Annotated in this window: 13 protein-coding genes; 2 read left to right on the top strand and 11 right to left on the bottom strand. The window is 66.8% G+C overall.

What is annotated here, in order from left to right; all coding sequences use genetic code 11:
• Window positions 1-74: 74 nt before the first annotated feature.
• The 9 genes from ubiB to GFD32_RS17320 form a co-directional block, all read right to left on the bottom strand.
• Window positions 75-1,697, bottom strand: a complete 1,623-nt coding sequence (gene ubiB / locus GFD32_RS17360) for a ubiquinone biosynthesis regulatory protein kinase UbiB (protein WP_163577948.1) — start codon at window positions 1,695-1,697, stop codon at window positions 75-77.
• Entirely contained in the window at window positions 1,697-2,320 is a 624-nt protein-coding gene (locus GFD32_RS17355; RefSeq protein WP_163577947.1) for a ubiquinone biosynthesis accessory factor UbiJ, read from the bottom strand. Before GFD32_RS17355 ends, ubiB begins: the two co-directional genes overlap by 1 nt.
• Window positions 2,320-3,075: a bifunctional demethylmenaquinone methyltransferase/2-methoxy-6-polyprenyl-1,4-benzoquinol methylase UbiE gene (ubiE, locus tag GFD32_RS17350; protein ID WP_163577838.1), complete on the bottom strand. Its 756-nt coding sequence runs from the start codon at window positions 3,073-3,075 to the stop codon at window positions 2,320-2,322. The genes GFD32_RS17355 and ubiE overlap by 1 nt, the downstream gene beginning before the upstream one ends.
• A 241-nt stretch (window positions 3,076-3,316) precedes the next feature.
• Entirely contained in the window at window positions 3,317-3,700 is a 384-nt protein-coding gene (locus GFD32_RS17345) for a gamma-butyrobetaine hydroxylase-like domain-containing protein (protein WP_163577837.1), read from the bottom strand.
• Between the two features lie 86 nt (window positions 3,701-3,786).
• Window positions 3,787-5,109, bottom strand: coding sequence for an ATP-dependent protease ATPase subunit HslU (gene hslU / locus GFD32_RS17340; RefSeq protein ID WP_163577836.1), 1,323 nt, complete (start codon window positions 5,107-5,109; stop codon window positions 3,787-3,789).
• Between the two features lie 2 nt (window positions 5,110-5,111).
• Window positions 5,112-5,630, bottom strand: a complete 519-nt coding sequence (gene hslV / locus GFD32_RS17335) for an ATP-dependent protease subunit HslV (RefSeq protein ID WP_089683830.1) — start codon at window positions 5,628-5,630, stop codon at window positions 5,112-5,114.
• Between the two features lie 144 nt (window positions 5,631-5,774).
• Window positions 5,775-6,494 (bottom strand): SPOR domain-containing protein, encoded by a 720-nt coding sequence (locus tag GFD32_RS17330; RefSeq protein ID WP_163577835.1) that lies wholly within the window; start codon window positions 6,492-6,494, stop codon window positions 5,775-5,777.
• Between the two features lie 3 nt (window positions 6,495-6,497).
• On the bottom strand, window positions 6,498-8,183 hold the full coding sequence (argS, locus tag GFD32_RS17325; RefSeq protein ID WP_163577834.1) for an arginine--tRNA ligase: 1,686 nt from the start codon (window positions 8,181-8,183) through the stop codon (window positions 6,498-6,500).
• Window positions 8,184-8,502: 319 nt separating this feature from the next.
• Entirely contained in the window at window positions 8,503-10,743 is a 2,241-nt protein-coding gene (locus tag GFD32_RS17320) for a primosomal protein N' (protein WP_163577833.1), read from the bottom strand.
• 158 nt (window positions 10,744-10,901) lie between these two features.
• Here GFD32_RS17320 and rpmE point away from each other — a divergent pair, with 158 nt between their 5' ends.
• Entirely contained in the window at window positions 10,902-11,117 is a 216-nt protein-coding gene (rpmE, locus tag GFD32_RS17315) for a 50S ribosomal protein L31 (protein ID WP_163577832.1), read from the top strand.
• 247 nt (window positions 11,118-11,364) lie between these two features.
• Entirely contained in the window at window positions 11,365-12,639 is a 1,275-nt protein-coding gene (locus tag GFD32_RS17310) for a malic enzyme-like NAD(P)-binding protein (RefSeq protein ID WP_163577831.1), read from the top strand.
• A 75-nt stretch (window positions 12,640-12,714) separates the two neighbouring features.
• Here the strand turns inward: GFD32_RS17310 and GFD32_RS17305 are convergent, their stop codons facing one another.
• Together GFD32_RS17305 and GFD32_RS17300 are read right to left on the bottom strand one after the other, a co-directional pair.
• On the bottom strand, window positions 12,715-13,485 hold the full coding sequence (locus GFD32_RS17305; protein ID WP_163577830.1) for a DUF481 domain-containing protein: 771 nt from the start codon (window positions 13,483-13,485) through the stop codon (window positions 12,715-12,717).
• A 96-nt stretch (window positions 13,486-13,581) separates the two neighbouring features.
• Entirely contained in the window at window positions 13,582-16,107 is a 2,526-nt protein-coding gene (locus GFD32_RS17300) for a penicillin-binding protein 1A (RefSeq protein WP_163577829.1), read from the bottom strand.
• Between the last annotated feature and the right edge of the window lie 62 nt (window positions 16,108-16,169).

The following is a 16,169-nucleotide window of genomic DNA, read 5'->3' as shown; positions in this document are numbered from 1 at the left end:
CGCTCCGATTGCGGTGGATCAAGGTTCGGCTTCGCCCGAAAGCTAGCTGCGCTCGCCGACGTTGCGGACAGAGTCTAGTGCCAGAGCAGCAGGCCAACGCCGATGATGCCGGCGCCCAGTACCGCCAAGGGCTGGTCGGCGGCCCATTGGGTCAGTGGCTGCCAGGCCAGAGCGAGTGCGATCAGCATCAGGCCCAGGCGCAGGCGGCGCCGGCTGCGACGCCCCTGCTGGAGTTCGGCGCCGATGCGAGTCACGGCATTGGCTTGATGATGGCGCTGGCGCCGTTCGTGTTCGACCTGGGTGAGCGCCTGATGGGCGAGTACCGGAAGCTCCGGCAACTGGCGCGACAGTTCCGGGGCCTGGCGCTTGAGCGATTCCCACAGGCCTCCGGCTCCGGCGCGCTCCTTCATCCAGCGCTCCAAGTAGGGTTTGGCGGTGGTCCACAGGTCGAGGTCCGGATAGAGCTGGCGTCCCAGCCCCTCGATGTTGAGCAGAGTCTTCTGCAGCAGAACCAGTTGCGGCTGCACCTCCATGTTGAAGCGCCGCGCGGTCTGGAAGAGACCCAGCAGCACCTGACCGAAGGAGATGTCCTTGAGCGGTTTTTCGAGGATCGGCTCGCACACGGTGCGAATGGCGGCCGCGAATTCGTTGGCGCGGGTATCCTCGCTCACCCACCCGGACTCGATGTGCAGGGCCGCCACTTCGTAGTAATCCTGATGGAAGAACGCCAGCAGGTTGCGTGCCAAGTAGTCCTGGTCTTCACGTGTGAGGCTGCCGACGATGCCGCAGTCGATGGCGATGTACTGGGGGTCGGTAGGGTGCTTGCGGGAAACGAAGATGTTGCCGGGATGCATGTCGGCATGGAAGAAGTTGTCGCGGAATACCTGAGTGAAGAAGATCTCGACGCCTCGCTCGGCGAGCTTCTTGAGGTCGGTACCCTGGGCCTTCAGCGCGGCCGTGTCGGCCACCGGGATGCCGTAGATGCGTTCCTGGACCATTACTCGGCGCCGCGTGTGCGTCCAGTGGATAGCGGGCACGAACAGCAGCGGCGACTCCTTGAAGTTGCGCTTGAGCTGGGACGTGTTCGCGGCCTCCTTGTAGAGGTCGAGCTCGTCGAACAGCGTGGCTTCGTAGTCGCGCACCACTTCCACGGGACGCAGCCGACGCGCTTCGGGAATGCGTGCCAGAACGGCGGCGAAGCGGTACATCAGCGCCATGTCCTGGCGCATCACGCGTTCGATGCCGGGACGGATGATCTTGACCACCACCTCCTCACCGCTGTGCATCCGGGCGGCGTGCACCTGGGCGATGGACGCCGAGGCCAGTGGCTCGGGCTCGAAGTGGGCGAAGGCGAGGTTCAGCGGCAATTCCAGCTCCTCCTCGACCAGTGCACGGGCCTCGGAGCCGGGGAAGGGGGGAACCTGGTCCTGCAGGCGCTTGAGCTCGTCGGCGACGTCTTCCGGCAGCAGGTCGCGCCGCGTGGAGAGCAGCTGGCCGAACTTGACGAAGATGGGACCCAGCGATTCCAGGGCCAGACGCAGGCGTTCGCCGCGGGAGTGCTGGCCGATCGGTACCAGCCGCAGCGGCGAGAGGGCGAACAGCATGCGCAACGGCCAGGGCAGACGCTCCATCGGCAGCAGGGTGTCGAGGCGATAGCGCGTGATCACCCAGAAGATGCGGAAAAGTCGCAGCGCCATCATGAGTCCACCCCAGCGTCGAGACGGCGGCGCAGCCGGGCCAGGCGTGCCTCCAGCCGGTCGGTGGCCACTTCCAGTTCGGTGAGGTGATCGCGGAGATTCTCGAGCTGATGGCGTCCGGGAAGCAGGCGTGCCTCTTCGAAGACGTATTCGGCGATATCGGCGGTAAGCTCGCGACGCGTACGCGCTCCCCACTGCGCCAGTCCGCGCACTCCCTCGGCGAGGCTGTGAGCCGGCACGTCGCCGAGCCAATGGGCAAGCTCGGCTTCCCAATCCAGATCGAGATCGAGCAGTAGCTCGCGAGCCGCTTCGAGCCGGTGGACTTGGCCACGTACGCCGATCCGGCCCTGAAACATCAGTCGCTCCACGGAGGCGCCGCCCAGCAGCTCGCCGAGGGCCTCGGTGTCGAGTTCCACCACGGCATCGGCGGTCGTTTCGGCGTCGACCTCCAGGCGCAACAGGTCCACGCCCTGGGCATGGAAGGCCATTAGCAGCTCGAATCGGGGCTGCTCGAGACGCAGCACGATGCGGCTGCCGGCCAGCCGAGCCAGACGCGCCGGGGCGGCAGGATCGCGGGCGAGAAGGGCGTTGAGCGTGCGCTCGATGCCGGCCAGCAACACCATCACAGCTTGATGCCGCGGTGCAGGGCGACGATGCCGCCAGTGAGGTTGGTGTATTCCACCCGCTCCAGACCGGCGGCTTCCATCATGCTCTTGAGGGTCTCCTGGTCGGGATGCACGCGGATCGACTCGGCCAGATAGCGGTAGCTGTCGGCGTCGCCGGCCACCAACTGGCCCATGCGCGGCAGCAGGCGGAAGGAGTACTCGTCGTAGGCCTTGGAGAGCAGCGGATTGACCGGCTGGGAGAACTCCAGCACCAGCAGGCGTCCCCCGGGCTTGAGTACGCGGGTCATGGAACGCAGCGCGGCGTCCTTGTCGGTAACGTTACGCAGCCCGAAAGCGATGGTGATGCAGTCGAAGGTGTTGTCGGGAAACGGCAGGGTCTCGGCGTTGGCCTGGACGTACTCGACGTTGCCGCCCACGCCGCTGTCGAGCAGTTTGTCGCGCCCCACGCGCAGCATCGACTCGTTGATGTCGGCCAGCACCACGCGCCCGCGCGGCCCCACCAGGCGCGAGAACTTGAGGGTCAGATCGCCGGTGCCGCCGGCGATGTCGAGTACGCTATGGCCGGGGCGCACGCCGGCGCGCTCGATGGTGAGGCGCTTCCACAGGCGATGGATGCCCAGCGACATCAGATCGTTCATGACGTCGTAACGGGCCGCCACGGAGTGGAAGACATGGGCCACTCGCGAGGCCTTTTCCTCGACCGGGACTTCCTGGTAGCCGAAGTGGGTGGTGCGCTTGTCGCTGGGGCTCATGCCGTGGGGCTCCCGAATCGCTGCGGTGATCGACAGGCCTGCCGGCCTCGAATGCGCGATATTGTAGCCTTCCCCGGCGGCGATTGTCTTGACGGGAGAGGGCTCCGCTCGGCACTACCCCGGCGACAGGTCTCTGAGGGGGCGCTGTTAATACATCCCTGTACGCTACCGGCGCCATCCCTGGCGCAGGACCCCCTCTACGACCTGCCCCCGGAGGCTTTCGGTATCGAGACCGGGCAACTCAAAGTTGCTTGATCTCGATGCCCAGCGGCTCGCGGCTGGCACCGGCCTCCTCCAGGCGCTGCAGGTAGTCGGCCCAGTTGGTTTCGCGATTCTCGATCAGCCACCACAGGTAGTCCCAACTGAACAGGCCGCTGTCGTGGCCGTCGTCGAAGTGCAGCTTGAGCGCATAGCGCCCGGTGGGCGTGATGTTCTTGAGCCCCACGAACTTCTTGCCGACCTGCAGCGTCTCCTGGCCGCGGCCGTGGCCGCGTACCTCGGCGGACGGCGAGAAGACCCGCAGGTACTCCACCGACAACCGGTAGCTCTCGCCGTCCTCGTAGCTGAGTTCGAGCTCGCGGGCCTGCTTGTGGTAGTGAACGTTGCTGGGAATGGGGGCGGGCATAGTCGTCTCCTGGCTTCGAGCTTCGAGCTTCGAGCTTCGAGCTTCGAGCTTCGAGCGGCTCGTGGCCCGAAGCCCGAAGCGCGCGGCTACAGAATGTACCGCGACAGGTCTTCGTCCATGGCCAGTTCGCCGAGCTGTGAGTCTACGTAGGCGGCGTCGATGGTCAGGGGGCTGCCGATGCCCGAGCCCTGGAACGAGGCCTCCTCGAGCAGGCGTTCCATGACCGTGTGTAGCCGCCGTGCGCCGATGTTCTCGGTGCCCTCGTTGACCTTCCAGGCGATCTCGGCGATGCGCTCGATGCCGTCAGCGGTGAATTCGACCTCGAGCCCTTCGGTGGCGAGCAGTGCCTGATACTGCTTGGTCAGCGAGGCGGAAGGCTCGGTGAGGATACGCTTGAAGTCGTCGGGGGAGAGGGCATCGAGCTCGACGCGGATCGGCAGCCGGCCCTGCAGTTCGGGTATCAGGTCAGAGGGGCGCGACAGATGGAAGGCGCCCGAGGCGATGAACAGAATGTGGTCGGTGCGCACCATGCCGTGCTTGGTGGAGACCGTGGAACCCTCGATCAGCGGCAGCAGATCGCGCTGCACGCCTTCGCGGGAGACCTCGCCGCCGCTCGACTGGCCGCTGCCCTTGGCGACCTTGTCGATCTCGTCGAGGAAGACGATGCCGTGCTGTTCCACCGCCTCGATGGCACGGTGCTTGATCTCCTCCTCGTTGACCAGCTTGGCGGCCTCCTCGTCGCGCAGCAGAGCGAAGGCGTCCTTCACCGCCACGCGTCGGGTCTCGGTCTTCTGCTTGCCCATGCCGGCGAACAGGTTCTGCAACTGGCTGGTCATCTCTTCCATGCCCGGCGGCGTCATGATGTCGATGCCCGGGCCCTGGGGAGTGATCTCGATGTCGATTTCCTTGTCGTCGAGCTGCCCTTCGCGGAGCTTCTTGCGGAAGGTCTGACGGGTGCCGCTGTCCTGGCGCGGCTGGTCCTCCTGGCCACGGGGCGGCGGTAGCAGGGCATCGAGGATGCGATCCTCGGCGGCGTCCTCGGCGCGGTGACGCACCTCTTCCTTGGCGTGTTCGCGTACCAGCTTGAAGGCCGCCTCGGTGAGGTCGCGCACGATGGATTCGACGTCGCGGCCCACGTAGCCCACCTCGGTGAACTTGGTCGCCTCGACCTTGATGAAGGGCGCGCGGGCCAGCTTGGCCAGACGGCGGGCGATCTCGGTCTTGCCCACCCCGGTGGGGCCGATCATCAGGATGTTCTTGGGCGTCACCTCGGTGCGCAGGTCGTCGTCGAGCTGCATGCGCCGCCAGCGGTTGCGCAGGGCGATGGCCACGGCACGCTTGGCCTCCTGCTGCCCGATGATGTACTGGTCCAGGGCGTGGACGATCTCGCGAGGGGTCATCTGGGTCATGATCAGAGCTCTTCGAGGGTGACGTGGTGGTTGGTGAACACGCAGATGTCGCCGGCGATATCGAGCGACTTCTCGGTGATCTCGCGGGCCGTGAGGTCGGTGTTCTCGAGCAGGGCGCGGGCGGCGGCCAGGGCGTAGTTGCCGCCCGAGCCGATGGCGATGATGCCGCGCTCGGGTTCCACCACGTCGCCGTTGCCGGTGATGATCAGCGAGGCGTCCTTGTTGGCCACGGCGAGCAGCGCCTCGAGACGGCGCAGGGCACGGTCGGTGCGCCAGTCCTTGGCCAGCTCCACGGCCGCCTTGACCAGGTTGCCCTGGTGCTTCTCGAGCTGAGCTTCGAAGCGCTCGAAGAGGGTGAAGGCATCGGCGGTACCACCGGCAAAGCCGGCCAGTACCTCGCCGCGATAGAGTCGCCGTACCTTGCTGGCGTTGCCCTTCATCACGGTGTTGCCCAGCGATACCTGGCCGTCACCCGCCAGGGCGACCTGATCGCCGCGGCGCACGGAAACGATGGTGGTCATTCAGAGAACTCCGAAACGGGGAGCTCGATTCCGGCTCCCGATGACTTTCGGCGCCTGCGGACGCCTTGAGTGAACTTCAGGTGAAGTGTGGGCGGCGGGGGTGGAATTCAAGGAAACCGAGTGCCGCAATGCATCGCGACTTGCCTAGTTTTGCAGGCGGATCAGCAGCGGCTCTATCCCCTGGGTCACCATCAGATCCTGGGCGCGGTTGAGTTCGCGGGTGTCGTCGTAGGGGCCCACCTGTACGCGATGCCAGGTTTCGCCGCCGCCGGTCTGGACCTGGCTGACCTGGGCCACCAGGCTGAGGTTGCGCAGGCGATTCTGCAGCTGTTCGGCATCGTCGGACTCGCGGAAGGAGGCGGCCTGCAGCATGTAGCGGGTGCCCGCTTCATCGGCGCCGTCGTTGCCCTCGGAGGCATTGCGATTCGGTGAGGCCTCGGGAACCTGGTTGGCAGCGATGATCTGGGCGATGGGATCGTCCTCGGCGGAGGCGCTGGGGGACTCTCGGTCGGGTGAAGCCGGAGGCGTTGGAGCGCCGACTTCGCCGCGGGGGGCGATCACCTCCGACTCCGGCAGCAGGGTATAGAACTCGAAGGTAGGCATGCGCGGCTCGCTGGCTTCCTGGGAGGGCGCCACAGGCTCGGGCGTCTCCGGCGGTGCCGAACGTGGCAGCAGGGTGGCCAGCGGCGAGTCGTGGCCTTCCTGCCAGGGAGCCGTGCCGTGCTGGTGCTGGGCGAGCAGGAAACCCGCTACCAGACCAGCGAGGCCCCACGCCCAGCCGGGCAGGCGCCAGCCTTCCCGGCGCCGCGAGGTGCGCCGGCGGGTACTGGCGCCGCGCTTGTTGGGGGCAGGACGGCGAGCCATGGATCACATCTCCTCGGGTGCGCTGACGCCCATCAGGTCGAGGCCATTGCGCAGCACCTGTCGGGTCGCGAGGCCGAGGGCCAGGCGAGCGTTGCGCAGTTCGTCATCCTCGACCATCACCTTCACGGCGTTGTAGCAGGTATGGAAGTCGGCGGCCAGGTCGAGCAGGTACTGGGCCACCTGCTGAGGTTCCCGAGCAGCGGCGGCATGAGAGACCACCTCGGGGAAGCGAGCCAGACGGTTGAACAGCGCTTTTTCCTGGTCGGCGTCCAGGCGGGCCAGGCTGACCATCGCCAGGTCGTGATCGAAGGGCGTGCCATCGCTCTCGGCGCGGCGCAGCATGCTGCACACCCGCGCATGGGCGTACTGCACGTAGTAGACGGGATTGTCGTTGGACTGCGAGCGCGCCAGGTCGATGTCGAAGGTGAGCTGCGAGTCGGCGCGCCGCGCGGCCAGGAAGAAGCGGGTGGCATCGCGCCCCACCTCGTCGATCAGGTCGCGCACCGTGACATAGCTGCCGGCCCGTTTGGAAAGCTTCACTTCGACGCCGGAGCGGGTAACCATCACCATCTGGTGAAGCACGTAGTCGGGCCAGCCTTGAGGAATGCCCGCTTCCAGCGCCTGCAGGCCGGCGCGCACCCGGGTCACCGTGGAGTGGTGGTCGGCGCCCTGCTCGTTGATCACGGTGGTGAAACCGCGCTGCCACTTGTCCAGGTGGTAGGCCACGTCGGGCAGGAAGTAGGTGTAGCTGCCATCGGACTTGCGCATGACGCGATCCTTGTCGTCACCGAAGTCGGTGGTGCGCAGCCACAGGGCATCGTCCTGCTCGTAGGTGTGGCCGTTCGCGACCAGACGCTCCACTGCTGCCTCGACCTTGCCTTCTTCGTAGAGCGAGGACTCCAGGAAGTAGACGTCGAATTCGACGCCGAAGGCCTTGAGGTCGAGATCCTGCTCGCGGCGCAGCCAGGCCACGGCGAACTCGCGAATGGCATCGAGGTCTTCCGGGTCGCCCTTGGCGGTGACATGGCGGTCATCGGCGTGCACGGTCTGGCCGGCCAGGTAGTCCTTGGCCACTTCGGCGATGTAGTCGCCGCGGTAGCCGTCGGTGGGCCAGGCATCGTTGCCTGGCTCGATGCCCCTGGCGCGTGCCTGTACGGAGAGCGCCAGGTTGGCGATCTGTGCACCGGCGTCGTTGTAGTAGAACTCACGGGTGACGTCATGGCCGGTGGCTTCGAGCAGCCGGCACAGGCAGTCGCCGATGGCCGCGCCGCGACCGTGGCCGACGTGCAGCGGGCCGGTGGGATTGGCGGAGACGAACTCCACCTGCACTTTCCGGCCCTGGCCGGTGAGGCTGCGCCCGTAGGCATCGCCGGCGTCGAGCACCTGGCGCACGACCTGGGCGGCGGCATCCGTGGCGGCGAAAAAATTGACGAAGCCGGGTCCGGCGATCTCGACCTTGGCGACGGCATCGCTGGCGGGAAGTGCTGCGATCAGTGCCTCGGCCAGGTCTCGGGGCTTGCAGCCGGCAGGCTTGGCCAGCGCCAGCGCCAGGTTGGTGGCGTAGTCGCCGTGAGCCTTGTCGCGGGCAGGGTCGACCTTGATCGTGGGGGTGATGTCAGCGGGCAGCGTGCCTTGCTGCTTGAGCGTCTCGAGGGCGTCCTCGAGCAGTGCAACGATGGTCTCTTTCATGAAGCGTCGGTTGTCCTGTGGCGCCGGCCTGCGAATGGCCGATGAACCGGCGGTGACGAGGCACTCGCGGCGGGGCGCGGGCATGATGGAAACGGAGCCTTGAGCGGGCACGGCCGTCCATTATCGGCAATTGTGGTGCGGCTTTAAACCCTGCCAGCCTAGCTTCGGGCTTCGGGCTTCGGGCTTCGGGCTTCGGGCTTCGGTAGCATAATGCACCGGCGCTGCCATCTTGCAACGCCCTGCCCGTAGCCCGTGCCTCGTAACGCGAGGCTCGTGTCCCGCAGCTCGCGGCTCGTGGCTCGTGGCTCGTGGCTCGTGGCTAGGCAAGCGTCTGCGGATCGATATCCAGCGACCAGCGTACCCGGCGGGCCTCGGGCGTCGCCTCGAGCCAGGCAACGAGCCAGGCGCCGGCCTCATGCAGTCGGCTGCGCTTGTCGGCGCCGAGCATCAGCTGCAGGTGGTAGCGCCCCTGGCGTCGCTCCATGGGAGCCGGCACCGGCCCCAGGCAGTCGACGGCCAACTCGCGTTCGGCCAGCCAGGCGCGCAGCGACTCGCCGGCGTGGCGACCGAGTTCGGTGACGGCCGGCTCCTTGGGGCTCTCCAGGCGCAGCAGGGCGATGAAGCGAAACGGTGGCAGGCCGGCGGTGCGGCGCTCCTCGAGGAGCTGGGCGGCCAGGGCGTCGTAGCCGGCATCCGTGAGCAAGCGCAGGTGGGCGTCGTCGCTGTGCAAGGTTTGCACCAGAACCCGCCCCGGATGGCTGGCACGGCCGGCGCGGCCGGCGACCTGCTCGAGCAGCTGGGCACTGTGCTCCAGAGCACGAAAGTCGCTGGCGTAGAGACCGGCGTCGGCGTTGACCACGACCACTAGCGTCACATGGGGCAGATGGTGGCCCTTGGCGAGCATCTGGGTGCCCACCAGGAGACAGGGTTCGCCACGCCGCACCTCGGCGAGCATCCGTTCCAGGGCATCGCGACGCCGCGTGCTGTCGCGGTCGATGCGGTGTACGGGCACTTGCGGGAACTGCGCGGCAAGCGTCTCCTCGGTGCGTTCGGTGCCACTGCCCAGTGGGCGCAGATCGGCGCTACCGCAGGCCGGGCAGGCGTCGGGCAGCGCTCGGCGGCTGTCGCAGTGGTGGCAGGCCAGCAGGGGCGGCTGGCGGTGCAGCGTCAGTCGTGCATCGCAATGGTCGCATTCGGCGAGCCAGCCGCAGGCGTGGCAGGCCAGCGTCGGAGCGAAGCCGCGGCGGTTGATGAACACCAGCACCTGATGACCGGCGGCCAGAGTCTCGCCAATCGCCGTGAGTACGGGGGGGACGAGCCCGCCCTGGCGTGGGCGGCCGCGCATGTCGACGAGCTCCAGGCGTGCCGGGGCGTGGCGGGTGGCGCGGCGCGTCAGGCGCAGGTGGCGGTAGTCGCCGCGTTGCGCGTGGTGCAGGCTCTCCAGCGACGGCGTGGCGCTACCCAGCAGCAACGGGATGGCGTGTCGCTGGGCGCGCGCCACGGCCAGGTCGCGGGCGTGGTAGCGGAGCCCTTCCTGCTGCTTGAAGGAACCGTCGTGCTCCTCGTCGACGATGATCGCTCCGGGCCGAGCCAGTGGAGTGAAGATCGCCGAGCGGGTGCCGATGATGATGGGCGCGCGGCCGCTGGCGGCAGCCTCCCAGGCGTCGAGGCGTTCGTGGTCGGTGAGTGCGGAGTGCAGGGCGACGACGGGGACGCGAAAGCGGTGGCGGAAACGCGATAAGGTCTGGGGGGTCAAGCCGATCTCCGGTACCAGCACCAGCGCCTGACGGCCACGCGCCACCACGGCCTCGATCAACTGCAGGTAGACCTCGGTCTTGCCGCTGCCGGTGACCCCGTGCAGCAGGCAGGGGTGGAAGGCGTCGAGGCGCTCGTGGAGCGTGGCCAGCGCCGTGGCCTGTTCGCGATTGAGCGGCAGGGCCGGCTCGCCCAGCAGGCGGGCGGTGGCAGGGTCGGCAGCCGCCGTGCGCGGGGTCTCGCGGCGTGTCACCAGCCCCTTGGCGTCGAGCGCCTTGAGCTGTTCGCGGGTGAAGCCCTGGGCCAGAACCGCCGGCGTGGCGAGACCGTGGGGGTGCTGGGCGAGCATCGTCAGCAGTTCGGCCTGGCGGGGAGCGCGTTTGAGTCGCTCGGCGTCCACGGCACGGCCACTGTCGGTCAGCAGCCACTGCTCGCGCATGCGACCGGCTAGCGGCCGTCCCTGACGCAGCAGCACCGGCAATGCCTGGTGCAGGGTATCGCCGAGCGGGTGCTGATAGTAGCGAGCGGTGAAGCGACACAGCCATAGCCAGTCCGCCGGTAGCGGCGCCTCGTCGAGGCACTCCGCCACCGGCTTGAGCTCGCCGAGGGGCAGCTCGCCCGTGTCGCGGCACTCGACCACCACGCCGACGACCTGGCGTCGGCCGAAGGGGACGCGCACGCGCAGGCCCGGCTGCCATCCGCTGGACGGGGGCACGTCGGCGCGATAGTCGAACAGTCGGCGCAGCGGCGTGGGAACGGCCACGCGCAGCACGCGGTGAGCGCCTGGAGTCGGGGAGTCGTGCAATTGGCCTCCGGCCCGGGGTCTGCTAGAATGCTCCGCCGCCGTGGCGCAGGGGCGTTGCGGCGGCTATCGGTTAGCTAGTGACGGTTACCACGACTGATTAACCCGTATGCGGTGCCTGGCAATGATCAGGTGGCGGCATACCGCTCAAGAGGCTCAAGATGAAACAAGGTATCCACCCGGATTACAAGACGGTCACCGCAACCTGTTCGTGCGGTGCGACCTTCGACGTCGGCTCCACGGCCGGCCACGACCTGGCGCTGGACGTCTGCTCCCAGTGCCATCCGTTCTATACCGGCAAGCAGAAGCAGGCGACCACGGGCGGTCGCGTCGAGCGCTTCAACAAGCGTTTCGGTGCCGCCCTCAAGCGCGGCTGAATGCCGCGCCATTGGCGACACCCGCTCAGCGTCATTCCGGAAAACCCGCCATCAGGCGGGTTTTCTGCTACTGGGGCCCTCGTCGAAGCGGCAATTCCCAGAGGTGCTAAATTACGGTAATTGGCACCGATCATCATGGAATGACGCCGAACGGCGGAATCGTGGGGTGCGTTGAGATGTGGAAAGTTTTTCTATACGCTAGATTGCCCGCTCGTTTCACGTTATGACACGGATACCGGATCACAGCATGACAGACGCCAAGAAGCAGGCTGCGCTGGATTATCACGCCAAGCCCATCCCCGGGAAGCTCTCGGTGGAGCTGACCAAGCCCACGGCCTCCGCGCGCGACCTTTCCCTGGCCTATAGCCCGGGCGTGGCCGAGCCGGTACGCGAGATCGCCCGCGACCCGGAGAATGCCTACCGCTATACCGGCAAAGGCAACCTGGTGGCGGTGATCTCCGATGGCAGCGCTATCCTGGGGCTAGGCAACCTGGGGCCGCTGGCCAGCAAGCCGGTCATGGAAGGCAAGGGCGTGCTGTTCAAGCGTTTCGCCGGTATCAACTCGGTGGACGTCGAAGTCAATGCCGAGAGCCCCCAGGCGTTCATCGACACCGTGGCGCGCATCGCCGATACCTGGGGCGGCATCAATCTAGAGGACATCAAGGCGCCGGAGTGCTTCGAGATCGAGCAGACGCTCATCGAGCAGTGCAGCATCCCGGTTTTCCACGATGATCAGCATGGTACCGCCATCGTCACCGCGGCGGGCATGCTCAACGCTTTGGAGATTGCCGGCAAGCGCCTGGAAGAGGCGAAGATCGTATGTCTCGGCGCCGGGGCGGCGGCGATTGCCTGCATGAAGCTGCTGGTTTCGTGCGGCGCACGCCCTGAGAATCTGGTCATGCTGGATCGCCGCGGGGTGATCCACTCCGGTCGCGAGGGTCTCAATCCCTACAAGGCGATGTTCGCCATCGACACCGACAAGCGCACGCTGGACGACGCCATCGAGGGAGCTGACGTCTTCATCGGACTTTCCGGGCCCAATCTGATGAGCGCCGATCACCTGCGCAAGATGGCCGACGATCCGGTGGTCTTCGCCTGTACCAACCCGGATCCGGAGATCGACCCCGAGGTGGCTCGCGAGGCGCGCCCGGACGTGATCATGGCCACCGGCCGCTCCGACTATCCCAACCAGGTCAACAACGTGCTGGGCTTTCCTTTCATCTTCCGCGGGGCGCTCGACGTGCGCGCCACGCGCATCAACGAGGAAATGAAGGTGGCTGCCGTGCATGCGCTCAAGGACCTGGCCCGCGAACCGGTGCCCCAGGCGGTGCTGGAGGCCTATGAGACGCAGAGCCTGGTCTTTGGTCGCGATTACATCATCCCCACTCCGGTGGATGTGCGGCTGCTCGAGCGGGTCGCCGCGGCGGTGGCCCAGGCAGCGGTGGATTCCGGTGTGGCGCGGCGCCCCTATCCCGCGCACTATCCGCTGACATCGGTAGATGACGTCTACGGTAATGGATAGCGTCCCGTTGCAGACTCGCTGAGGATATGCCGCCGCCGACCCTCGGGCCGGCGGCGGCTCGTCATGAAGCGGCGCTTACCAGCTGTAGAGCAACGAAGCGCTGGTGGTGTGGTCGGTGCGGGCGTCGGCGCTCTCCGGTGGCTGCGAGTTGTGCTTGATCTCATGGGATAGCTTCAGTGCCAGCCGCGAGTTGAGCCGGGCAGTGATGGCGCTGAGCGAACGCGACGTCGTGTTGTCGTCGGTTGCCTCGATCGAGACCTCCTGGTCGAGACTGGCCGTATCGGAGAACGCCCAGCGGTAGTCCAGAGCACTGTAGGCGACCGCAAGGGTCTCGTCTCCTGCATCGCTGATATTGTCGTCGCGAAAGCCGGGGCCGGCCTCCAGGGAGAGCCGGTGGCGTTCGCCGTCGAGAAGGTGGCGGCCGTAGCCGGCGATGGCGGTGAACTGCTGGTCGTAGCCGCTGAAGCGATCCTTCTCCCAGCGGGCGAAGCCGAACAGATAATGGGGACCCTGGAAGTCGTAGCGCTCGCGCATGGAAACCAAGTACTGCTCGGCGCTGGTCTCGCCGTCGCGTGCGACGTTGCGCACTTCGCCGCGCAGTGTGTGCATCCAGTTGCCGGTCAGCCAGGTCAGGCGACCCTTGCCGATCAGCGTCCGACTGTCGGTGTTGCCGGAGAGATGAGTGTAGCCGAGCTCGGCCTCGCCACTGAAGGCGTCGGCGTCCTCGTCGGGGGCCGGCGGTGCATAGAAGGGACTGGCAGCCGCACCGCCGGCGATCGTCAGCAAGCCAGCTAGCGGGAGCGCCAACCACTGGTGCCGTAGCCGGCGCGTCGTGGAGTCGCACATGTCGGTCTCTTCGTCTGCCTGGGGCTGGCGTCGCCGCCGCGCGAGCGGCGGCGAGCGGATAGTGTGGGTCGGGCGACATGGCGGTCGCCCGCTCGTCTAGAAGATGGCTTCATAACTGCCGCTGCCTTCGGAGCCGCTGCGTTGCTCGACTTCCTGTTCGATGCGCCGCGGCTGTCGATCCGGCAGGTGATCGGGGTGGAATATCTCGCTGATGCCGCCGGGTTGCTCGTCGGCCAGCAGGCGCCCGGTATCGGGGTCGACACGGGCGCGCACCAGCTCCTCAGGCGGCTCGGGCATGGCTTCGGGGCGATCCGCCAAGGCATCTTCCATGAAATCGATCCATACCGGCAGGGCGGCGTTGGCACCGTACTCGGCAATGCTGTCGTTGTCGTCCTTGCCCACCCACACGGTGGCCACCAGGTCGCTGTTGAATCCGGCGAACCAGGCGTCGCGCTGATCGTTGGTGGTGCCGGTCTTGCCGACGATATCCTGGCGATCGAGGGACAGGGCGGCGCGTCCGGTGCCGTTCTCGATGACGTCGCGCATCATGTCGCGCAGGATGTAGACCGCCGTCGGGTCGGCGACGCGCGGTGCCACCGGGTAGCGCTTGCCGTCACGCTCGATTGCTTCCTGACCGTCTTCGCAGTCGTGGCAGGCGATGGCGGGGCTTGCTTCCTCGATCACCTCGCCGTCGCTGCCGCGGGTGATGCGCTCGATGAACCAGGGCGAGACCTGGAAGCCTCCGTTGGCCAGCACGGCATAGGCGTTGGTCATTTCCAGCGGAGTCAGGCTGGCGCTGCCCAGTGCCAGCGACAGGCCGCTCGGCAGCCGGCTCGAGGCAAACCCGAAGCCCTGAAGGTACTCGATGGTGGTGTCCAGGCCCAGCGTCTGCAGAATGCGGATGGTGACCAGGTTGCGCGAGCGAGCCAGCGCCTCGCGCAACCGGGTGGGGCCGAGGAAGTCGCCGCTGGAGTTGACCGGGCGCCACAGCTCGTTGCTGCCGTCCTCGACCACGACCGGGGCATCGTTGACCACGCTCGAGGCGGTCATCAGGCCGCTGTCCAACGCCGCTAGGTAAATGAAGGGCTTGAAGATCGAGCCGGACTGGCGTTCGGCCTGTACGGCGCGGTTGAACTTGCTTGCCGAGAAACTGAAGCCGCCCTGCAGGGCGAGGATGGCGCCGGTGTCGGGTTCCAGTACCACCAGCGAGCCTTCGGCACCGGGGTGCTGCGAGAGGCGCCAGTTGCCCTCTGCGTCTTCGAGAATGCGCACCAGATCGCCTCGCTCGGCGATCTCGGCGGCCGAGCTGGGCTCGGCGCCGCGCGAGCGCGGACTGCGGTAGGCTCGAGCCCAGCTCAACCCCTCCCAGTCGAGGGTGACCAACTCGCCGCCGCGAGTCATGACGCGCATTTCGCGCCCTTCGCTCTCCGCCACGATGGCGGGCTTGAGCGGGCCATAACTGGTGGTGCGTTCGAGCACGCCGAGCCAGTTACTGACGTCGCCGTCGACCCCTTCGACCTCGGTCTGGCTGCGCTCGGCTGCCTGCTGGGCGGTCTCCATGATTTCCGGCGATTCGTCGAGCTCTTCCTCCAGCCCTTGTCGTTCGGTACGCGCCTGGGCCTCGACCAGGCCGGAGGGGATGTCGCGCTCTTCGGGCCCACGCCAGCCGTGGCGAGTGTCGTAGTCGATCAGGCCGCGGGCCAGCGACTGGCGAGCCAGGGGCTGCAATTCGCTGTCGATGGTGGTGTGAATGCGGTAGCTGCCGGTATAGGCGCTGTCGCCGAAGCGTTCGATGGCGTACTGCCGGGCCATTTCCGCCACGTAGTCGGCTTCCACCTCGGCTTGTGCGCGATGGCGGCGGGCGGTGATCGGCTCCTGGACGCTGTCTTCGTAGGTGGCGGGATCGATGTGGCCGAGTTCGCGCATGCGGTAGAGGATCCAGTTGCGGCGGATCAGCGCACGCTCGGGATTGGCCAGCGGGTTGAACGACGATGGCGCCTTGGGCAATCCGGCGATCATTGCTTTCTGTGCCAGCGTCAGCTCGGCCAGGGGTTTGTCGTAGTAGACCTCGGCGGCGGCGGCGATGCCATAGGCGCGGTGGCCCAGGAATATCTTGTTGACGTAGAGCTCGAAGATAGCCTCCTTGGAGAGGATCTGCTCCATCTGCAGCGCCAGCAGAATCTCACGGATCTTACGGGTGAAGGTGCGGTCCAGACTGAGCAGGTAGTTGCGGGCCACCTGCATGGTGATGGTGGAGCCGCCCGATTGGATGTCACCGCTGGCGGCCAGCTCCAGGGCGGCCCGAGCCAGTCCTTTGGGGTCGACGCCGCGATGATCGAAATAGGCGTCGTCTTCGGCGGCCAGCAGCGCCTGGATGAAATCCGTCGGGATGTCGTCGAACTCCACCGGCATGCGGCGCTCGTCACCGTATTCGCCGATCAATTTGCCGTCGCGGGTGAAAATGCGCAGCGGGGTGTGCAGTTCGAAGTCCTCGAGCTGGCGCACGTCGGGCAGCCCCGGAGAGAAGTAGAGAGCCGCACCGGCCACGCCCAGCAGCGAGGCCGAGAGTAGCGACACCAGCAGCCAGATGACGGAAAAGGTCAGGGTTTTGATCCACTTCATGAAAATACGATATCCGTGGTGAAATCCGTAGGTAAGGCGGGTGCGATGGGGTGCCGTCACTG

The organism is Halomonas faecis, assembly GCF_010993975.1.
GTDB lineage: Bacteria > Pseudomonadota > Gammaproteobacteria > Pseudomonadales > Halomonadaceae > Halomonas > Halomonas faecis.
Note: the sequence above shows the minus strand (reverse complement) of the source record. Positions and strands in the feature narration are given on the sequence as shown.

What these genes read in the sequence shown, in the direction of transcription:
- GFD32_RS17330 (WP_163577835.1), bottom strand. Translation starts at nt 6,494, where the DNA reads ATGGCTCGCCGTCCTGCCCCCAACAAGCGCGGCGCCAGTACCCGCCGG.
- GFD32_RS17310 (WP_163577831.1), top strand. Translation starts at nt 11,365, where the DNA reads ATGACAGACGCCAAGAAGCAGGCTGCGCTGGATTATCACGCCAAGCCC.
- ubiB (WP_163577948.1), bottom strand. Translation starts at nt 1,697, where the DNA reads ATGGCGCTGCGACTTTTCCGCATCTTCTGGGTGATCACGCGCTATCGC.
- GFD32_RS17305 (WP_163577830.1), bottom strand. Translation starts at nt 13,485, where the DNA reads ATGTGCGACTCCACGACGCGCCGGCTACGGCACCAGTGGTTGGCGCTC.
- ubiE (WP_163577838.1), bottom strand. Translation starts at nt 3,075, where the DNA reads ATGAGCCCCAGCGACAAGCGCACCACCCACTTCGGCTACCAGGAAGTC.
- argS (WP_163577834.1), bottom strand. Translation starts at nt 8,183, where the DNA reads ATGAAAGAGACCATCGTTGCACTGCTCGAGGACGCCCTCGAGACGCTC.
- GFD32_RS17355 (WP_163577947.1), bottom strand. Translation starts at nt 2,320, where the DNA reads ATGGTGTTGCTGGCCGGCATCGAGCGCACGCTCAACGCCCTTCTCGCC.
- hslV (WP_089683830.1), bottom strand. Translation starts at nt 5,630, where the DNA reads ATGACCACCATCGTTTCCGTGCGCCGCGGCGATCAGGTCGCCCTGGCG.
- GFD32_RS17300 (WP_163577829.1), bottom strand. Translation starts at nt 16,107, where the DNA reads ATGAAGTGGATCAAAACCCTGACCTTTTCCGTCATCTGGCTGCTGGTG.
- GFD32_RS17345 (WP_163577837.1), bottom strand. Translation starts at nt 3,700, where the DNA reads ATGCCCGCCCCCATTCCCAGCAACGTTCACTACCACAAGCAGGCCCGC.
- rpmE (WP_163577832.1), top strand. Translation starts at nt 10,902, where the DNA reads ATGAAACAAGGTATCCACCCGGATTACAAGACGGTCACCGCAACCTGT.
- hslU (WP_163577836.1), bottom strand. Translation starts at nt 5,109, where the DNA reads ATGACCCAGATGACCCCTCGCGAGATCGTCCACGCCCTGGACCAGTAC.